This window comes from Citrobacter sp. RHBSTW-00671, assembly GCF_014103415.1.
Lineage (GTDB): Bacteria > Pseudomonadota > Gammaproteobacteria > Enterobacterales > Enterobacteriaceae > Citrobacter.
Genome location: NZ_JABXPR010000001.1, coordinates 4,650,908 through 4,668,216 on the forward strand (window position 1 = coordinate 4,650,908; position 17,309 = coordinate 4,668,216).

The following is a 17,309-nucleotide window of genomic DNA, read 5'->3' on the forward strand; positions in this document are numbered from 1 at the left end:
TACAACGTAATCCGCATTGCGGTTAATTGAAATGGAAAAAGTATGAAGAACTGGAAAACGCTGCTTCTCGGTATCGCCATGGTCGCGAATACCAGTTTCGCTGCCCCACAGGTAGTCGATAAAGTCGCAGCCGTCGTCAATAACGGCGTCGTTCTGGAAAGCGACGTCGATGGCTTAATGCAGTCAGTAAAACTGAATGCGGGTCAGGCAGGTCAGCAATTACCGGACGATGCCACGCTGCGTCATCAGATCCTGGAACGTTTGATTATGGATCAAATCGTTCTGCAGATGGGTCAGAAGATGGGCGTAAAAATCTCTGATGAGCAGTTAGATCAGGCCATCGCCAACATTGCCAAACAGAACAATATGACGCTGGATCAAATGCGCAGCCGTCTGGCTCAGGATGGTCTGAGTTATTCGACCTATCGCAACCAGATCCGTAAAGAGATGACCATCTCTGAAGTGCGTAATAATGAAGTTCGCCGTCGCGTCACGATCCTGCCACAGGAAGTTGATGCCCTGGCGCAGCAAGTTGGCAACCAAAATGATGCCAGCACTGAGCTGAACCTGAGCCACATTTTGATTCCGTTACCGGAAAACCCAACGTCAGATCAGGTTAACCAGGCGGAAAGCCAGGCGCGTTCTGTGGTTGACGAAGCGCGTAGCGGTAGCGATTTTGGCAAGCTGGCCATCACCTATTCTGCTGACCAGCAGGCGCTGAAAGGCGGCCAGATGGGCTGGGGACGTATTCAGGAACTGCCAGGTATCTTTGCTCAGGCGTTAAGCACCGCGAAAAAAGGCGATATCATTGGCCCAATTCGTTCAGGTGTCGGCTTCCATATTCTGAAAGTCAACGACATGCGTGGCCAGAGCCAGAGCGTCTCCGTGACTGAAGTTCATGCCCGCCATATTCTGCTGAAACCGTCGCCGATCATGACCGATCAACAGGCTCGCCTGAAACTGGAACAAATTGCAGCTGATATTAAGAGCGGTAAAACGACCTTTGCAGCAGCAGCAAAAGAGTTCTCTCAGGATCCGGGTTCAGCAAACCAGGGCGGTGACCTGGGTTGGGCTGCAGCCGATATTTTCGATCCTGCTTTCCGCGATGCGCTGACCCGCCTGAACAAAGGTCAGATGAGCGCCCCGGTGCACTCTTCCTTCGGCTGGCATCTGATCGAGCTGCTGGATACGCGTAACGTTGATAAAACTGACGCGGCGCAGAAAGACAAAGCTTACCGTATGCTGATGAACCGTAAATTCTCGGAAGAAGCAGCGACCTGGATGCAGGAACAGCGCGCCAGTGCGTACGTTAAAATTCTGAGCAACTAATGACTCGAACTCAACGTGTTGTGATCACTCCCGGCGAACCTGCCGGGATTGGTCCGGACCTTGTGGTCCAGCTTGCACAGCGCGAGTGGCCGGTAGAACTCGTTGTTTGTGCTGATGCCACGCTACTCCGTGACCGGTCAGCCATGCTCGGTTTACCGCTCTCGCTCCTACCCTACTCTCCAGATATCCCAGCCAAACCACAATCAGCCGGTACGCTGACGCTATTGCCGGTTGCGCTGCGCGCGCCTGTCGTCGCGGGTCAACTGACGGTAGAGAATGGGCAATATGTGGTCGACACGCTGGCTCGCGCCTGCGATGGTTGTCTACAGGGCGAGTTTGCCGCGCTGATAACCGGCCCCGTTCACAAAGGCGTGATCAATGACGCTGGCGTGCCGTTTACCGGGCATACTGAGTTTTTTGAAGACCGCTCACAGGCGAAGAAAGTCGTGATGATGCTGGCGACGGAAGAGCTGCGTGTTGCTCTGGCGACCACACATCTGCCGCTTAAAGCCGTTGCTGACGCCATTACCCCGGCATTATTGCGGGAAGTGATCGGCATTCTGCATCATGATTTACGCACCAAATTTGGCCTGATCGATCCGCATATTCTGGTTTGCGGCCTGAACCCGCATGCGGGAGAAAGCGGTCATATGGGGACGGAAGAAATAGACACCATCATCCCGGTACTGGATGAACTGCGTACGCAAGGGATGAAATTAAACGGTCCACTGCCTGCAGATACCCTGTTTCAGCCCAAATATCTCGACCACGCGGATGCCGTGCTGGCAATGTACCACGATCAGGGCCTCCCCGTGCTAAAATACCAGGGATTTGGTCGCGGAGTGAATATCACGCTGGGCCTACCCTTTATTCGCACATCCGTTGATCACGGCACCGCACTTGAACTGGCGGGTCGTGGGCAAGCAGATGTCGGCAGTTTTATTACGGCGCTTAATCTCGCCATCAAAATGATTGTTAATACCAATGAATAATCGAGTCCATCAGGGCCATTTAGCCCGTAAACGTTTCGGGCAAAACTTCCTCAACGATCAGTTTGTGATCGAAAGTATTGTCTCTGCTATCAACCCGCAAAAGGGTCAGGCAATGGTCGAAATCGGTCCGGGCCTTGCTGCATTGACCGAGCCAGTAGGCGAACGTCTGGACAAGCTCACGGTCATCGAACTGGACCGCGATCTGGCTGCGCGTCTGCAAACACACCCGTTTTTAGGGCCAAAGCTGACTATTTATCAGCAAGATGCCATGACCATGAACTTCGGTGAGCTATCACAAACGATGGGTCAGCCGCTGCGCGTATTTGGCAACCTGCCGTACAACATCTCCACACCGCTGATGTTCCATCTTTTTACCTATACTGATGCCATTGCCGACATGCATTTCATGTTGCAAAAAGAGGTGGTCAATCGTCTGGTTGCAGGGCCAAACAGTAAAGCGTATGGTCGATTAAGCGTCATGGCGCAATATTACTGCAATGTGATCCCGGTGCTCGAAGTTCCACCGTCGGCTTTCACACCAGCACCGAAAGTAGATTCCGCCGTTGTACGCCTGGTCCCTCACGCGACGATGCCGTACCCGGTTAAAGATGTTCGCGTCCTGAGCCGCATTACCACCGAAGCGTTTAATCAGCGCCGTAAAACGGTACGTAATAGCCTCGGTAATCTGTTCAGCGTTGAAGTACTGACAGAGTTGGGCATTGACCCGGCAATGCGAGCGGAAAATATCTCTGTCGCGCAATACTGCCGGATGGCTAACTATCTGTCAGAAAACGCGCCTTCGAAGGAGAGTTAAGCATGATCAATTCGCCCCGAGTGTGTATTCAGGTACAAAGCGTCTACATTGAGGCGCAATCCTCACCTGATGATGAACGTTACGTTTTTGCTTATACCGTGACTATCCGCAATTTGGGGCGAGCGCCAGTGCAGCTGTTGGGGCGTTATTGGTTGATAACCAATGGTCATGGGCGCGAAACCGAAGTTCAGGGTGAAGGTGTGGTTGGCGTTCAGCCTCACATCGAACCTGGCGAAGAGTACCAGTACACCAGCGGCGCCGTTATTGAAACGCCGCTGGGCACCATGCAGGGTCATTACGAAATGATCGATGAGCAGGGTATCGCCTTTACTATCGATATTCCCGTATTCCGACTTGCCGTTCCAACACTCATTCATTAAAACAATTTCTATGGCAACATACCTGATTGGCGACGTTCATGGTTGCTACGATGAACTGGCAGCATTGCTGCATCAAGTAGACTTTACCCCTGGAAAAGACACCTTATGGCTCACCGGCGATTTGGTCGCGCGTGGGCCAGGATCGCTGGACGTCCTGCGCTATGTGAAATCGCTGGGCGACAGCGTGCGCCTGGTATTGGGTAATCACGATTTACACCTGCTGGCCGTGTTTGCCGGCATCAGCCGTAATAAACCCAAAGACAGAGTCACATCGTTGCTCGAAGCGCCGGATGCTGACGAATTAATCAACTGGCTTCGTCGTCAGCCTCTGCTGCAGGTAGACGAAGAGAAAAAACTGGTCATGGCGCACGCTGGCATTACCCCTCAATGGGATTTGCAGACCGCGAAAGACTGCGCACGGGACGTAGAAGCCGTGCTGTCGAGTGACTCTTATCCGTTTTTCCTTGATGCGATGTACGGCGACATGCCGAACAACTGGACGCCGGAGCTGACGGGGCTGGCCCGTTTGCGCTTTATTACTAACGCGTTTACCCGCATGCGTTACTGCTTCCCCAACGGTCAGTTGGATATGTACAGTAAAGAGTCGCCAGAAGATGCGCCAGCCCCGCTGAAGCCGTGGTTTGCCATTCCTGGACCGGTCAGTGAAGCCTACAGTATTGCATTCGGGCACTGGGCATCGCTGGAGGGCAAAGGCACGCCGGAAGGTATTTACGCGCTGGATACGGGTTGCTGTTGGGGGGGAGATCTCACCTGTCTGCGCTGGGAAGACAAACAGTACTTTGTACAACCATCAAATCGCCATTTGAATCTGGACCCCGGCGAGGCGGTCAACGCCTGATAAGTCGTCTGCCGGATGCGGTGCTCGCACCTTATCCGGCCTACGCATATGTCACCCTGTAGGCCGGATAAGCGCAGCGCCATCCGGCAGTGACATGATTAACGACGCTCCAGAATCTCGAAGCAGTAGCTGTGGGAGTTTTGCGCGTCGGCATCGTGGAATTCACTGAACACCGATTCCCAGTCATCCGGTTCGTAGTCCGGGAAATGCGTATCCCCTTCAACTTCCGCATCAATATGCGTCAGATACAGTTTCTGCGCTTTCGGCAGGAACTGCTCATACACGCGCCCGCCGCCAATCACCATGATTTCAGGTTCATCGCCACAGGCTGCAATCGCCTCATCAACAGACTTCACCCACTGCACGCGATCGTCGGTGCCGGGTTTGCTGCTGATGACGATATTTTTACGCCCAGGCAGCGGTCGCCCGATGGATTCCCAGGTATGGCGCCCCATGACAACCGGTTTGTTTAAGGTATTACGTTTAAACCAGGCGAGATCGGCAGGTAGGTTCCACGGCATGGCGTTCTCCATACCGATGACGCGATCTACCGCTAACGCCGCAATCAGACTGATCATTGATTATTTCCCGGATACAAAAAAATTGTCGCCACTATACGGAAAGCGCAATCTTTCGTCGACTAGCCAAAGGAAGATGTGCAGGAAAATTTTCTGTTCTGCTGGCGAGTCCGTGAATTCTGAGTGGACTCCCAGCATTACAGTCGTTCAAAAACAGCCAACTAGCAGTAAAGTTTGCAGAACATCACACTTTTTACCTTATGCTGACGGTTTTACTTCCGGCTCATCGGCGGTGTCGCCCGTATGTTTACCTTCATCCGTGCCTTGCCAGCCATGGCGTTGAATTAACGATAAATGTTGACGATCTTCGGCAATAATTTCACTCAGCATTGCGCTGGTACGCTTATAAACAGCCGCACGCGAAATCGCGTCATCTTCGCCTTTCACCATCTCCTCAACCATCAATATATTGAAGCGCCGGAAGACGTCGGCTCGCTCACGCGCTTCATAGCGCCCAAGCCCGAGACTTTCCAACGCCAGTCGCCCGGTTTTTAATGCTCCTTCAAAAGTTTCACGTTCCGGCATTTCCACCCCGGCCTGGCGCAGACGGATGTAGTGATCCACATCGCGCGCACGGGCAATAATTTGCAAATGCGGGAAGTGATCTTTCACCATCTCGGTCAGTTGCAGGCTGGTTTGGGGATCGTCGATGGCATTAATGATCACTTCCGCTTTGGCTGCTCCTGCAGACTCCAGCAGATCCATACGCGTCGCATCACCATAGAAAACCTTCATACCAAATTTGCGCAACGTCTCAACGTGATCCGGATCGTGATCAAGGACCACCATCTTGACACCACTCGACAGCAGCAGACGACCGGTTATCTGGCCAAAGCGTCCAAATCCGGCGATGATGACCCGCGGTTGTTCTTCATCAATTTCATCTGCTTCACGTTCTTCACCGGTAGCGGATTTTTCCAGACGCGTCAGGACAACCAGTAAAATCGGTGTCGCCGCCATCGACAATGCCACCGCCAGCGTCAGCGCTTTCGCCCATTCGGGATCGAGCACGTTCGCCATTTGCGCCGCGCCAAATACCACGAAAGCAAATTCACTGCCCTGCCCTAATAATACGGCAAACCAGCGACGCTGCTTACCCGGCACCTGTAATGGCCGGGCAATAAGCCACAGCATCACAGTTTTAATTACCAGGAAACCGACCAACAGAACAATAATACGCAAGGGGTTATCAATCAGCGTACCGAAATCGATAGACATGCCCACGCCGATGAAAAACAGCCCTAACAGCAGGCCCTTAAACGGCTCAATATCGCTTTCCAACGCATGACGGTACTCAGAGCTCGCCAACAGAACGCCCGCCAGAAACGCGCCCATCGCCATTGATAACCCGACCTCTTCCAGCAGCAAACCAAAGCCGAAAACGAGGAACAGCGCGACGGCGCTGAACACTTCTCGCAGGCCCGAGCGGGCGACAAAACGCAATGCCGGACGCGTGACATAACGCCCTAACAGCACCACCAGCGTCAGCGCCCCCGCCACTTTAAGCGCCGACAGCGCAAATGCCCCCAGCGTTGTCGATGCACCGCTCGCTGCCAGCAATGGGATCATCGCCACCAGCGGAATGGCCGCGATATCCTGGAACAGCAGCACGGCAAACGCGCTACGCCCCATTTGCGAAACCATCAGGTTACGTTCATTCATTGCCTGCATCGCAATCGCAGTGGATGAAAGCGCCAACGTCATACCGATCAGCTCCGCCACCTGCCAGCGCAGCCCAAGGAACATACAAAACAGGCCAATCAGCCCGCCACAGACCACCATCTGCAATGCACCGCCGCCAAACACCGAGGCCCGCAGCTTCCACAGACGCTGTGGATCCAGCTCCAGACCAATAACAAACAGCATCAGCACCACACCGATTTCCGCAAAATGCAGGATAGATTCGGCGTCCGTCACCAACCTCAAGCCCCACGGACCGATAATGCACCCGGCGATGAGATAGCCCAGCACCGACCCTAAACCCAGCCGCACGGCGATGGGCACAATCAGTGCCGCCGAACCGAGATAAATCAGCGCCTGTATCAGCGTATGGCTATCCATGGTGTTCCTCCTGCCATTCCATCAGACGTTGTTTATAGTGGCGCGCCTGCGCCTGTAGCGTTTCATCATCACAGATGAACGTACAGTGCATGGCAAACGGTGGCAGCCATTTGAGTCCGCAATACAACGCCGTGGCCTGTAAAGGCTGGGAAAGCACGTCAAAACCGGGGTGGGAACCGATATCAAAGTGGTTTTCACCGCCGCCAGTGGTTACTGCCCACATCAGGTGTTTGCCATGCAGCGCGGTACCGCCGTGACCATACGCCCAGCCGTGGGAGAGGACCTTATCCATCCACAGTTTGAGTAACGGAGGTGTGCTGTACCATTGCATAGGATGTTGCCAGATAATCAGGCTCGCACGTGACAGCGCGTCCTGTTCTGCGGCGATATCGATATTGAAATCGGGATAGAGTTCGTAGAGCGAACGAACCTCTACACCCTCCAGTGTCCTTACCTGCTCAAGCATCCGCTTATTCGCATGCGAATGCTGCGGATAGGGATGTGCATAAATGATGAGAATCATGATTAGCCTGCGATCACTGCATTATTGTAATACCAGTGAGTTTAGTCAGTTAATCAGCAGGCTAAAAGTCAATATTATTGAGTAGCTGAATGGAGAAAACTGAATTAGTTGTCGAGTTCGCTCATATCTTTCACTTGATCGCGGTTAATTTGTTCCGTCTTACCGGTTTCCGCGTTTTTATACGAGACCAGGCCCGTATCTTCATCCACTTGCGGTTTGCCATCGGTGACGATCGTTTTACCGTCGGTGGTTTTAACCGCCTGGTTTGAGGAGCAACCGGCAACGGTAAACAGTGCTGCGGCGGTAAAAATGGAGGTGATCAGAATATGTTTTTGCATGGTGTTCTCCCTGCTTTTCAGTCATTTTCAGTGATATACCCGTTAACTGTAGGCTAACTGACTGAGTAGTAGGGAAAATACAGAACACTCTTAACCGCTCGCTCTGGACATCGATTTTCTACGAATCGTCATTTGACTGGTTTGCGCCAGCGTCAATCCTCGCGTTTCTGGCGCGAAGGCAATAGAAACCAGCAGGCCAATCAATGAAATCCCTGCCCCCATTAACATCACGGAGTTAATCCCATATTTCGTGATGAAGATCGGCAGCGCCCAGGTTGAAACAATGGTTCCGATGCGGCTCAACGACATGATCACACCAACGGCAGACGCACGAATATCGGTAGGGAACAGTTCATTAGGATACAGCCATTGCAGGTTCCCTGGACCTCCAGAGAAAAACGCATACACAGCGAAGGCCAGCACCACCAGCCAGACCCCCATATCCGGGATCAGCCCCAGAGCGGCCAACGCCAGGGTCATCATAATAAAGCTGCCAATCAACAACGGTCGACGACCAGCGCTATTGAGCCAGAACATCGGTGGAATACAGCCCAGCATGAAGCACAGGCTGATCACCACATTACCCAACGCGGCGCTTTTCCCAACACCAAGGCCCAGCAAACCAACAATCTGCGGGCCAAAAGTGTAAATAGCAAACATCGGGATCACCTGGCAGGTCCAGATGGCCGCGACAAACAAGACAAATGGAAAGTGACGACGATTAAACAACTGAAGAAAACGGGTTTCCTGTGGCGCTTCTTCGTCGAACACCACCGGTTCGCCGAACAGTTTGATCATCATCGCTTCACACTCTTTCACCCGGCCTTTGCGCAACAGCCAGCGCGGCGATTCAGGCAGATCAAAACGGCCAATCAGGATCAAAATGCAGGGGATCACCGCGCTGCCGAGCATCCAACGCCATCCGCCCTCAACATCGTACAGCCAGTAGCCGACCAGATCGGCGCAGGTGGCACCGACATACCACATCGCGGCAATAAAACCGATGGAGAACGCACGTTGACGGGTATTGGAAAACTCGGTAATCATCGAGGTCGCAATCGGGTAATCAGCGCCAATGACCACCCCAATTAATACGCGCATCACTAACAATTCAACGGGCGAGGTCACAAACATCGTCGCCACCGATATCACGCCAATGGCGATAATATCGATGAGGAACATTTTGCGCCGCCCGACCTTATCGGAAATGTAACCAAACAGTGACGTACCAACAAATAGCCCAGCCAGCGTTCCGGCACCCAGCAGACCAATCCACTCGGCATCCAGTTTTAACGCTGGCGTGAGCTGCTCCAGCGCAACGCCAATCATCACCAGCACATACCCATCCAGAAATGGCCCACCGCTTCCCCACAGCATTATCCGGCGGTGAATAGAGGTAAATTTGATGTCATCAAAGTTTCTGGGCTGCTGCATAGCGACTTCCTGTTTCAACACGGGCAAAGCGTCATCTGTAGGCCGATAAGGCGTTTACGCCGCCATCCGGCATTGGCGCCACATGATTGCCGGATGGCGATGCTACCGCATCTTATCCGGCCTACGGGGCACAACCTCGTACTGATTAGCCGTAGCGGAACTCCACACCAAACGTCCCGCGCGGGTATTCCCATTTTTCCAGCGCCGTATCAAGTCCGAGAATGCGGCACGTTCCGCACTCCAGGCACCCGGCGTAATCAAAACGCACGCTGCCATCATCCTGCTTTTTATACAGCCCCGCCGGACAGGCCTTAATCAGCACCTCCAGCGCCTGTTTATCCGGCTGCGTTTTCAGAATGATATGTGGGCTCTCTTCATCTACATTGAATTTATTGACGCCCAGTTTGACGTCCACATTGACGGGAGATGTCATAATACGGTCACTCCTTTCAGGCCATCTTTCATCAGATTGATGAAGCCCACTTTCTTCGCATGGCGTAGAATTTTTTTACGCATAGGTACCGGGGCGGAACCATCGACAGTGAACAGGTCGCGCGCGATACTGACCGCCATTTCAGGATAGGCGGTAAACATGCGTGGGTTATCAAGAAATGCAGGCAGTTTTTGATACATGCGCATGTCGCGCATCGGGCCATCATCCAGGTGCTGATGGTATTCGCCGAGCGACTGCTTGCTAAAGTCGTCACGCGTCATGGCAGAAAGCACCGTCTTCGCCGCCGCCTCACCTGCCGATATCGCTAAATCCATACCGCGGATGGTGAAGCCAAGATTCATACACATCCCGGCAGCATCACCGGCAATCAGGACGCCATCGCCTACCAGCTCTGGCTGCATATTCATTCCGGCTTCCGGTACGACGTGCGCGGCGTATTCCACCAGCTTGCCACCGGCAATCAGCGGTGCTACAGCCGGATGCTGTTTGAAATCTTCCAGCATCTGCGGGACCGATTTTTTCGCGTCTTTCAGATGATGAAGACCACAGACCAGACCCAGAGAGAGCGTTGTTTCGTTCGTATACAGGAAGCCGCCTCCCATCAGGCCATCGGTTGGCGACCCGGCAAACAGACAGGCGGCGCCTTCGTTACCCTGCAACTGAAAGCGATCCTCAATCACCGACTTTGGCAACTCGATCAGCTCTTTCACGCCAACGGCAACATGCGATGCCTGAACGCGCTTTGCCATACCCAGCTTTTCAGCCAGCAGAGAATTCACCCCGTCGGCGAGGATCACCACTTTCGCTTCCAGAATATCGCCGTCGGCTTCCACGCCCACGACTTTACCCTCGCGCTGCACGACGTTATCCACACGAATACCGGTGATGAGCTGAGCGCCGGCTTCTTCGGCCTGTTCCATCAGCCAGGCGTCAAACTTACTGCGTAATACGGAATAAGAAACCTGCGACGATGTTGCATCCTCACCGTTACAGTAATCGATGGTCATCGCCCCTTTGTCAGTCATAAAGGCGAGTTTTTCGTGGGTAATCACACGTTCAATCGGGGCTTGTTCTGCAAAACCTGGGATAATGCGCTCCAGGCTATGCGCATACATGCGCCCGCCGGTGACATTCTTCGCGCCAGCAGAATTTCCGCGCTCGATAACCAACACTTGTGCACCTTCGCGAGCGAGCACCAGCGCCGCAACCGAACCGGCCAGGCCTGCACCCACGATGATGGCATCAAAGATATCTTCGGACATAACAAACTCCTCTCTGCAGCAGGGTACTCTCGTACCCTGCCCGATATGGTTTAGCGCGCTAAGGCAGCCGTCAGCGCAGGCAGGATCTTCAGTGCATCACCAACGATGCCGAAATCCGCGTACTGGAAGATCGGTGCATTTTTGTCTTTGTTGATAGCGAAGATTGTTTGCGCACCGTTGGCGCCAACCATATGTTGGATCTGCCCGGAGATCCCCACGGCCAGATACAGTTCAGGCTTCAACATCAGGTTGGAGATGCCGACGTAGCGTTCGTGCTCCATCCACTTCTCGTTTTCTGCCACCGGACGGGAACAGGCCAGCTCAGCGCCAATCGTCTGGCACAGCGCTTCAGCCAGAGAGATATTCTCTTTGCTGCCAATACCACGTCCCACGCTGACCACCAGACGGGCTTTATCAAGATCAACGCTGTTGCTCTGACGCGCCTGAGTTGCCGTACGCGTCACGGCAATGGTCGGAGCCTGCCATTGCACCGTGTGCATCTCGCCGCTACGGGAGGTGTCTGGCTGTTGGGCGTCAAACGTTCCGCTACTAAGCGTCAGTACGGCAAACGGTGATGCGATGGTTTCCGCTCCCATTGCCAGGCCACCGTAGACCATATGTTTGACCGCGGCTTTTCCGTCCTGCAATGTCACTGCACTGGCATCGTTGGAAACTGCCGCTGATAAACGAAAACCCAGTTTTGCCGCTAACAGCTTGCCGCGACGCGTATTTGGCAGCAGTACCGCCCCCCCTTCGCTATGCTGACGAATCGTCTCAGCCATTACCCCGGCGTAATCCTCCATCATGCGATCTTCTGGCTTACCGCTGAGCAACCAGGCATGATCCGCACCCAGTTGGAATGCCATCGCGCTATCAGCGTCACTCAGTACGAATGTGTTAACTTTTTCACCTAAAGCCTGCGCACCACTCATCAGTTCCGGCAGACGAGAAGGGGTATCGCTGAATACCCAGACACTGGAAAACTTGTTCATAACATCCCCTGATAATTAAATGATTTTGCGAAGATTCTCGACAAACGCGGCAATCTGTTCTTCACCGTCACCTTCAATCACAACGCGTTGACGCTCGCGTTGTTTCGGTGCGGCAACCTGTTGTACGGAATACGCCTGTGCGCCAGTAAACCCAATGTCCGCTGGCGACCAGACCTGAACCGGCTTTTTCGCCGCGCCGAGAATGGCTTTCATGGAAGGGATTTGAGGGGTGTTGATGTCAGTTGAGACCGCAATCACCGCTGGCAGCGGTATGCTCAGGGTCTCAATTTCATCTTCCAGTTCGCGTTCTACCGTAAGGGTGTTATCCGTTAGGGACAGGATCTTGCTTACACCGTTAATCGCCGGGATATTCAGCGCTTCGCCCACCAGCAGACCAACCTGCTGTGCGTACAAATCGGAAGAACCATCACCGCAGATAAGCAGATCAAAGCCTGATTTTTGTGCGGCAGCGGCCAGCGCGCTCGCGGTATGTTGTGGTAGCGCCTGTTCAAACTGCTCGTCAATCACCACAATCAGTTCATCAGGGCCACGGGAGAGCACATCTTTACGCCCTTTGGCGTTGGTCAGTGCTTTCCCACCCACGCTCATGGCGACAACCTGTGCCTCACCTTGCTGCTGTTTTAACTGACACGCAGCTTCAATTGCATTCAGATCATATTGGCTGATTTTGCCATCCGCTTTGCTGAAATCCAGTGAACCGTCAGCATTATTAATTGCAATATCCTGTTCATCAGGTACGCATTTGTAGCAAGTAATTATCTTCATTGCATCTCCAGAAATCATGAAGGAAACGTTATTTATATCGGCGGTGTTAAATACAAATATCACGCTCTTTAATTCGGAAATAAAACATTAATCACCAATATTGAAAATGTCACACATTGAAATTCGTAACTTTCAATAGTGTTACATGCCTCACCAATATTGAACAAAACATGTCAAACAGGAAAATTTTCAATATTGTTTGCTGGTTCAACAATATTGAAAGACAAACACTTAAAAAAGTTAAAAAACCAACATCAAGCCATTGAATATAAAGATGTAAAATTGATTTTTAAGCCAAAATTACCAGCATAAAAAAGTGTGACGCGCATAACAGAACCACCCGTTACGAATACCCATTATGAGTTACTCACTGAGGCGCCCCAGAGGTTAAACAGTTATCAACAAATCATTAATAATAAATAAACAAAAGATTACAAACGGGAACGCTAAATAAATTTCGTTTTCACACTGGAATTCAATTATGAAAAATGAAAAGAGAAAGTCGGGAATTGAACCTAAGGTTTTCTTTCCGCCATTAATAATTGTCGGGATACTTTGCTGGCTAACAGTAAGAGATCTCGATGCCGCTAATGTGGTTATTAATGCGGTATTTAGTTATGTCACCAATGTCTGGGGTTGGGCATTTGAATGGTATATGGTCATCATGCTCTTCGGCTGGTTCTGGCTGGTTTTTGGTCCGTACGCCAAAAAGAAATTAGGCGACGAAAAACCAGAATTTAGCACCGCCAGCTGGATTTTCATGATGTTCGCCTCCTGTACATCCGCTGCCGTACTGTTCTGGGGCTCGATAGAGATCTACTACTATATCTCTACGCCCCCCTTTGCTCTCGCCCCGAACTCAACAGGAGCGAAAGAGATAGGCCTGGCATACAGCCTGTTCCACTGGGGACCGCTGCCGTGGGCAACCTATAGCTTCCTCTCCGTTGCCTTCGCCTACTTCTTCTTTGTGCGCAAAATGGACGTCATCCGCCCCAGCTCTACACTGGTGCCGTTAGTTGGCGAAAAACATGCAAAGGGCTTGTTCGGAACGATCGTCGATAACTTCTATCTGGTGGCGCTGATCTTTGCGATGGGTACCAGTCTCGGTCTGGCGACACCGCTGGTAACCGAGTGTATGCAGTACCTGTTCGGCATTCCGCATACGCTGCAATTAGACGCCATCATCATTACCTGCTGGATCATCCTGAACGCTATTTGCGTAGCCTGTGGCCTGCAAAAAGGGGTCAAGATCGCCAGTGATGTGCGCAGCTACCTGAGTTTCCTGATGCTCGGTTGGGTGTTCATCGTCAGCGGTGCCAGCTTCATCATGAACTACTTCACCGACTCCGTCGGCATGCTGCTGATGTATTTACCGCGCATGTTGTTCTATACCGATGCTATCGGCAAAGGCGGCTTCCCGCAGGGCTGGACCGTCTTCTACTGGGCATGGTGGGTCATTTACGCCATCCAGATGAGTATCTTCCTGGCACGTATTTCTCGTGGTCGTACCGTACGTGAACTGTGCTTCGGGATGGTGCTGGGCCTGACCGCGTCGACCTGGATCCTGTGGACTGTCCTTGGCAGTAACACGCTGCTGCTGATGGATAAAAACATCCTCAATATCCCGCAGTTGATTGAACAACACGGTGTGGCGCGCGCCATTATCGAAACCTGGGCCGCCTTACCGTTTAGCACCGCCACGATGTGGGGATTCTTTATCCTCTGCTTCATTGCCACTGTCACTCTGATTAACGCCTGTTCCTATACCCTGGCGATGTCGACCTGTCGCGAAGTTCGCGACGGTGAAGAACCTCCGCTGCTGATCCGTATCGGGTGGTCCGTCCTGGTGGGCATCATCGGTATTGTGCTGCTGGCACTGGGGGGATTGAAGCCGATTCAAACCGCCATCATTGCCGGGGGATGTCCGCTGTTCTTCGTCAACATCATGGTAACGCTGTCCTTTATTAAAGACGCCAAAGTGCACTGGAAAGACAAGTAATTCTCATTAACCCAATTGATCAAGAGGCTGAAAGATGGATTTCAACTTAAATGACGAACAGGAACTGTTTGTCGCCGGTATTCGTGAACTGATGGCCAGTGAGAACTGGGAAGCTTATTTTGCCGAGTGCGATCGCGACAGCGTCTATCCAGAGCGTTTTGTAAAAGCACTGGCGGATATGGGGATTGATAGCCTGCTGATCCCGGAAGAACACGGTGGTCTGGAAGCCGGTTTCGTCACCGTTGCCGCCGTCTGGATGGAACTGGGTCGTCTTGGCGCACCGACTTACGTGTTGTACCAATTGCCGGGAGGTTTTAACACTTTCCTGCGTGAAGGAACCCAGGAGCAAATTGATAAAATCATGGCGTTCCAGGGAACCGGTAAGCAGATGTGGAACTCGGCGATCACCGAACCGGGAGCGGGATCGGATGTTGGTAGTCTGAAAACCACTTATACACGCAAAAATGGTAAGGTTTATCTTAATGGCAGTAAGTGTTTTATCACCAGTAGCGCCTATACCCCGTATATCGTGGTGATGGCGAGAGATGGTACATCGCCGGATAAACCTGTTTATACCGAGTGGTTTGTTGATATGAGCAAAGCAGGTATCAAGGTCAACAAGCTAGAGAAACTTGGTCTGCGCATGGATAGCTGCTGTGAAATCACCTTTGATGACGTCGAACTGGATGAGAAAGACATGTTCGGTCGGGAAGGTAATGGTTTCAACCGCGTAAAAGAAGAGTTTGACCACGAACGTTTCCTCGTCGCGCTGACCAACTACGGTACGGCAATGTGCGCCTTTGAAGATGCGGCGCGCTACGCTAATCAGCGTGTACAGTTTGGCGAAACTATCGGCCGTTTCCAGCTGATTCAGGAGAAGTTCGCACACATGGCGATCAAACTGAACTCCATGAAAAACATGCTGCTGGAAGCCGCATGGAAAGCGGATAACGGCACCATTACCTCGGGTGACGCGGCAATGTGTAAATACTTCTGCGCCAATGCCGCGTTCGAAGTGGTAGACAGCGCTATGCAGGTACTGGGTGGCGTGGGTATCGCGGGCAACCATCGCATTACCCGTTTCTGGCGTGACCTGCGCGTTGACCGTGTTTCTGGTGGCTCTGACGAAATGCAGATCCTGACGTTGGGTCGTGCGGTACTCAAGCAATACCGCTAAGTGGGATGCCGGATGGCACTGTGCTTATCCGGCCTACAACTAACTGCCAGGAGCTAAATTATGAATCATTTACCCATGCCAACCTTTGGGCCACTTGCCGGGCTGCGGGTTGTCTTTTCAGGGATTGAAATTGCCGGGCCGTTCGCCGGGCAAATGTTTGCCGAATGGGGTGCGGAAGTTATCTGGATAGAGAACGTGGCATGGGCCGATACCATCCGCGTACAGCCAAACTACCCACAGCTTTCACGCCGTAACCTGCACGCCCTGTCGCTGAATATTTTCAAAGATGAAGGCCGGGAAGCGTTTCTGAAATTAATGGAAACCACCGACATCTTCATCGAAGCCAGTAAGGGCCCGGCCTTTGCCCGCCGCGGCATTACTGATGAGGTATTGTGGGAACATAACCCGAAACTGGTTATCGCCCACCTTTCCGGCTTCGGTCAGTTTGGCACCGAGGAGTACACCAATCTTCCGGCTTATAACACCATCGCGCAGGCATTCAGCGGCTATCTGATCCAAAACGGCGACGTTGATCAGCCTATGCCCGCCTTCCCATACACCGCCGATTACTTTTCTGGCATGACCGCAACCACCGCCGCGCTGGCTGCGCTGCACAAAGTGCGCGAAACGGGTAAAGGGGAAAGTATTGACGTTGCCATGTACGAAGTGATGCTGCGTATGGGTCAGTACTTCATGATGGATTACTTCAACGGTGGCGAAATTTGCCCGCGCATGACCAAAGGGAAAGACCCCTACTACGCCGGTTGCGGTCTGTATAAATGTGCTGATGGCTACATCGTTATGGAACTGGTTGGTATCACGCAAATCAACGAGTGCTTTAAAGATATTGGTCTGGCTCACATCCTCGGTACCCCTGAAGTCCCGGAAGGTACTCAGCTTATCCATCGCGTTGAATGCCCATACGGCCCATTAGTCGAAGAAAAACTGGATGCCTGGCTGGCGCAACACACCATTGCCGAGGTCCAGGCACGCTTTGCCGAGCTGAACATCGCTTGCGCGAAGGTACTGACGATTCCAGAACTGGAAGGCAACCCGCAGTACGTTGCCCGTGAATCCATTACTCAGTGGCAAACGATGGATGGTCGCACCTGCAAAGGGCCAAACATCATGCCGAAATTCAAAAATAATCCGGGGAAAATCTGGCGTGGCATGCCATCACACGGCATGGATACCGCCGCCATTCTGAAAAATATCGGTTATAGCGAAGCAGACATAAATGAGCTGGTCGGCAAAGGCCTGGCCAGGGTTGAGGAATAAACGCGACGCGCTAACCCACGGGTTTGGTTAGCGCTCACGCCTGTTTTCAGTGG

At 52.5% G+C, this 17,309-nt stretch carries 17 protein-coding genes; 8 read left to right on the forward strand and 9 right to left on the reverse strand.

Annotated features, from left to right (window positions below):
- Positions 1-42 precede the first annotated feature (42 nt).
- The 5 genes from surA to apaH are packed head-to-tail and all read left to right on the forward strand — an operon-like array spanning position 43 to position 4,374.
- Positions 43-1,329 (forward strand): peptidylprolyl isomerase SurA, encoded by a 1,287-nt coding sequence (surA, locus tag HV261_RS22275; protein ID WP_202039527.1) that lies wholly within the window; start codon positions 43-45, stop codon positions 1,327-1,329.
- Positions 1,329-2,321: a 4-hydroxythreonine-4-phosphate dehydrogenase PdxA gene (pdxA, locus tag HV261_RS22280; protein WP_202039528.1), complete on the forward strand. Its 993-nt coding sequence runs from the start codon at positions 1,329-1,331 to the stop codon at positions 2,319-2,321. The genes surA and pdxA overlap by 1 nt, the downstream gene beginning before the upstream one ends.
- Positions 2,314-3,135, forward strand: coding sequence for a 16S rRNA (adenine(1518)-N(6)/adenine(1519)-N(6))-dimethyltransferase RsmA (gene rsmA, locus HV261_RS22285; RefSeq protein WP_048212723.1), 822 nt, complete (start codon positions 2,314-2,316; stop codon positions 3,133-3,135). Before pdxA ends, rsmA begins: the two co-directional genes overlap by 8 nt.
- Positions 3,136-3,137: 2 nt before the next feature.
- A complete protein-coding gene (gene apaG, locus HV261_RS22290) occupies positions 3,138-3,515 on the forward strand; it encodes a Co2+/Mg2+ efflux facilitator ApaG/CorD (RefSeq protein WP_003018867.1) in 378 nt (125 codons plus the stop codon).
- A gap of 10 nt (positions 3,516-3,525) precedes the next feature.
- Positions 3,526-4,374 carry a bis(5'-nucleosyl)-tetraphosphatase (symmetrical) ApaH gene (gene apaH, locus HV261_RS22295; protein ID WP_137383753.1) on the forward strand — a complete coding sequence of 283 codons (849 nt, stop codon included), beginning with the start codon at positions 3,526-3,528 and terminating at the stop codon, positions 4,372-4,374.
- Positions 4,375-4,472: 98 nt separating this feature from the next.
- On the opposite strand, the gene folA is transcribed toward apaH, so the two are convergent.
- The 9 genes from folA to HV261_RS22340 all read right to left on the reverse strand — a co-directional run bounded on the left by folA (position 4,473) and on the right by HV261_RS22340 (position 12,802).
- Positions 4,473-4,952 carry a type 3 dihydrofolate reductase gene (gene folA / locus HV261_RS22300; protein ID WP_003018873.1) on the reverse strand — a complete coding sequence of 160 codons (480 nt, stop codon included), beginning with the start codon at positions 4,950-4,952 and terminating at the stop codon, positions 4,473-4,475.
- A gap of 198 nt (positions 4,953-5,150) precedes the next feature.
- Positions 5,151-7,013: a glutathione-regulated potassium-efflux system protein KefC gene (gene kefC, locus HV261_RS22305; protein WP_202039529.1), complete on the reverse strand. Its 1,863-nt coding sequence runs from the start codon at positions 7,011-7,013 to the stop codon at positions 5,151-5,153.
- On the reverse strand, positions 7,006-7,536 hold the full coding sequence (kefF, locus tag HV261_RS22310) for a glutathione-regulated potassium-efflux system oxidoreductase KefF (protein ID WP_048212726.1): 531 nt from the start codon (positions 7,534-7,536) through the stop codon (positions 7,006-7,008). The genes kefC and kefF overlap by 8 nt, the downstream gene beginning before the upstream one ends.
- A 104-nt stretch (positions 7,537-7,640) precedes the next feature.
- A complete protein-coding gene (locus HV261_RS22315; protein WP_202039530.1) occupies positions 7,641-7,874 on the reverse strand; it encodes a YgdI/YgdR family lipoprotein in 234 nt (77 codons plus the stop codon).
- Between the two features lie 90 nt (positions 7,875-7,964).
- Positions 7,965-9,308: an MFS transporter gene (locus HV261_RS22320; protein ID WP_202039531.1), complete on the reverse strand. Its 1,344-nt coding sequence runs from the start codon at positions 9,306-9,308 to the stop codon at positions 7,965-7,967.
- 145 nt (positions 9,309-9,453) lie between these two features.
- Positions 9,454-9,741 carry a ferredoxin-like protein FixX gene (fixX, locus tag HV261_RS22325; protein ID WP_202039532.1) on the reverse strand — a complete coding sequence of 96 codons (288 nt, stop codon included), beginning with the start codon at positions 9,739-9,741 and terminating at the stop codon, positions 9,454-9,456.
- The gene (locus HV261_RS22330; protein ID WP_202039533.1) at positions 9,738-11,024 is read right to left on the reverse strand and encodes an FAD-dependent oxidoreductase; all 1,287 of its coding nucleotides are present in this window, start codon (positions 11,022-11,024) and stop codon (positions 9,738-9,740) included. Before HV261_RS22330 ends, fixX begins: the two co-directional genes overlap by 4 nt.
- Positions 11,025-11,074: 50 nt before the next feature.
- Positions 11,075-12,016, reverse strand: a complete 942-nt coding sequence (locus tag HV261_RS22335; protein ID WP_202039534.1) for an electron transfer flavoprotein subunit alpha/FixB family protein — start codon at positions 12,014-12,016, stop codon at positions 11,075-11,077.
- A 15-nt stretch (positions 12,017-12,031) separates the two neighbouring features.
- Positions 12,032-12,802 carry an electron transfer flavoprotein FixA gene (locus HV261_RS22340; RefSeq protein ID WP_202039535.1) on the reverse strand — a complete coding sequence of 257 codons (771 nt, stop codon included), beginning with the start codon at positions 12,800-12,802 and terminating at the stop codon, positions 12,032-12,034.
- A gap of 481 nt (positions 12,803-13,283) precedes the next feature.
- On the opposite strand from HV261_RS22340, the gene caiT reads away from it, so the two are divergent.
- Genes caiT through caiB form a run of 3 tightly spaced genes read left to right on the forward strand, consistent with a single transcriptional unit; the run spans position 13,284 to position 17,256 of the window.
- On the forward strand, positions 13,284-14,801 hold the full coding sequence (caiT, locus tag HV261_RS22345) for an L-carnitine/gamma-butyrobetaine antiporter (protein ID WP_202039536.1): 1,518 nt from the start codon (positions 13,284-13,286) through the stop codon (positions 14,799-14,801).
- 34 nt (positions 14,802-14,835) lie between these two features.
- Positions 14,836-15,978 (forward strand): crotonobetainyl-CoA dehydrogenase, encoded by a 1,143-nt coding sequence (gene caiA, locus HV261_RS22350; RefSeq protein WP_202039537.1) that lies wholly within the window; start codon positions 14,836-14,838, stop codon positions 15,976-15,978.
- A gap of 60 nt (positions 15,979-16,038) precedes the next feature.
- Positions 16,039-17,256, forward strand: coding sequence for an L-carnitine CoA-transferase (gene caiB, locus HV261_RS22355; protein ID WP_137383762.1), 1,218 nt, complete (start codon positions 16,039-16,041; stop codon positions 17,254-17,256).
- Positions 17,257-17,309: the final 53 nt, after the last annotated feature.

What these genes read in the sequence shown, in the direction of transcription:
- pdxA (WP_202039528.1), top strand. Translation starts at nt 1,329, where the DNA reads ATGACTCGAACTCAACGTGTTGTGATCACTCCCGGCGAACCTGCCGGG.
- surA (WP_202039527.1), top strand. Translation starts at nt 43, where the DNA reads ATGAAGAACTGGAAAACGCTGCTTCTCGGTATCGCCATGGTCGCGAAT.
- caiT (WP_202039536.1), top strand. Translation starts at nt 13,284, where the DNA reads ATGAAAAATGAAAAGAGAAAGTCGGGAATTGAACCTAAGGTTTTCTTT.
- apaH (WP_137383753.1), top strand. Translation starts at nt 3,526, where the DNA reads ATGGCAACATACCTGATTGGCGACGTTCATGGTTGCTACGATGAACTG.
- caiB (WP_137383762.1), top strand. Translation starts at nt 16,039, where the DNA reads ATGAATCATTTACCCATGCCAACCTTTGGGCCACTTGCCGGGCTGCGG.
- caiA (WP_202039537.1), top strand. Translation starts at nt 14,836, where the DNA reads ATGGATTTCAACTTAAATGACGAACAGGAACTGTTTGTCGCCGGTATT.
- rsmA (WP_048212723.1), top strand. Translation starts at nt 2,314, where the DNA reads ATGAATAATCGAGTCCATCAGGGCCATTTAGCCCGTAAACGTTTCGGG.
- HV261_RS22340 (WP_202039535.1), bottom strand. Translation starts at nt 12,802, where the DNA reads ATGAAGATAATTACTTGCTACAAATGCGTACCTGATGAACAGGATATT.
- fixX (WP_202039532.1), bottom strand. Translation starts at nt 9,741, where the DNA reads ATGACATCTCCCGTCAATGTGGACGTCAAACTGGGCGTCAATAAATTC.
- folA (WP_003018873.1), bottom strand. Translation starts at nt 4,952, where the DNA reads ATGATCAGTCTGATTGCGGCGTTAGCGGTAGATCGCGTCATCGGTATG.
- kefC (WP_202039529.1), bottom strand. Translation starts at nt 7,013, where the DNA reads ATGGATAGCCATACGCTGATACAGGCGCTGATTTATCTCGGTTCGGCG.
- HV261_RS22315 (WP_202039530.1), bottom strand. Translation starts at nt 7,874, where the DNA reads ATGCAAAAACATATTCTGATCACCTCCATTTTTACCGCCGCAGCACTG.
- HV261_RS22320 (WP_202039531.1), bottom strand. Translation starts at nt 9,308, where the DNA reads ATGCAGCAGCCCAGAAACTTTGATGACATCAAATTTACCTCTATTCAC.
- HV261_RS22330 (WP_202039533.1), bottom strand. Translation starts at nt 11,024, where the DNA reads ATGTCCGAAGATATCTTTGATGCCATCATCGTGGGTGCAGGCCTGGCC.
- HV261_RS22335 (WP_202039534.1), bottom strand. Translation starts at nt 12,016, where the DNA reads ATGAACAAGTTTTCCAGTGTCTGGGTATTCAGCGATACCCCTTCTCGT.
- kefF (WP_048212726.1), bottom strand. Translation starts at nt 7,536, where the DNA reads ATGATTCTCATCATTTATGCACATCCCTATCCGCAGCATTCGCATGCG.
- apaG (WP_003018867.1), top strand. Translation starts at nt 3,138, where the DNA reads ATGATCAATTCGCCCCGAGTGTGTATTCAGGTACAAAGCGTCTACATT.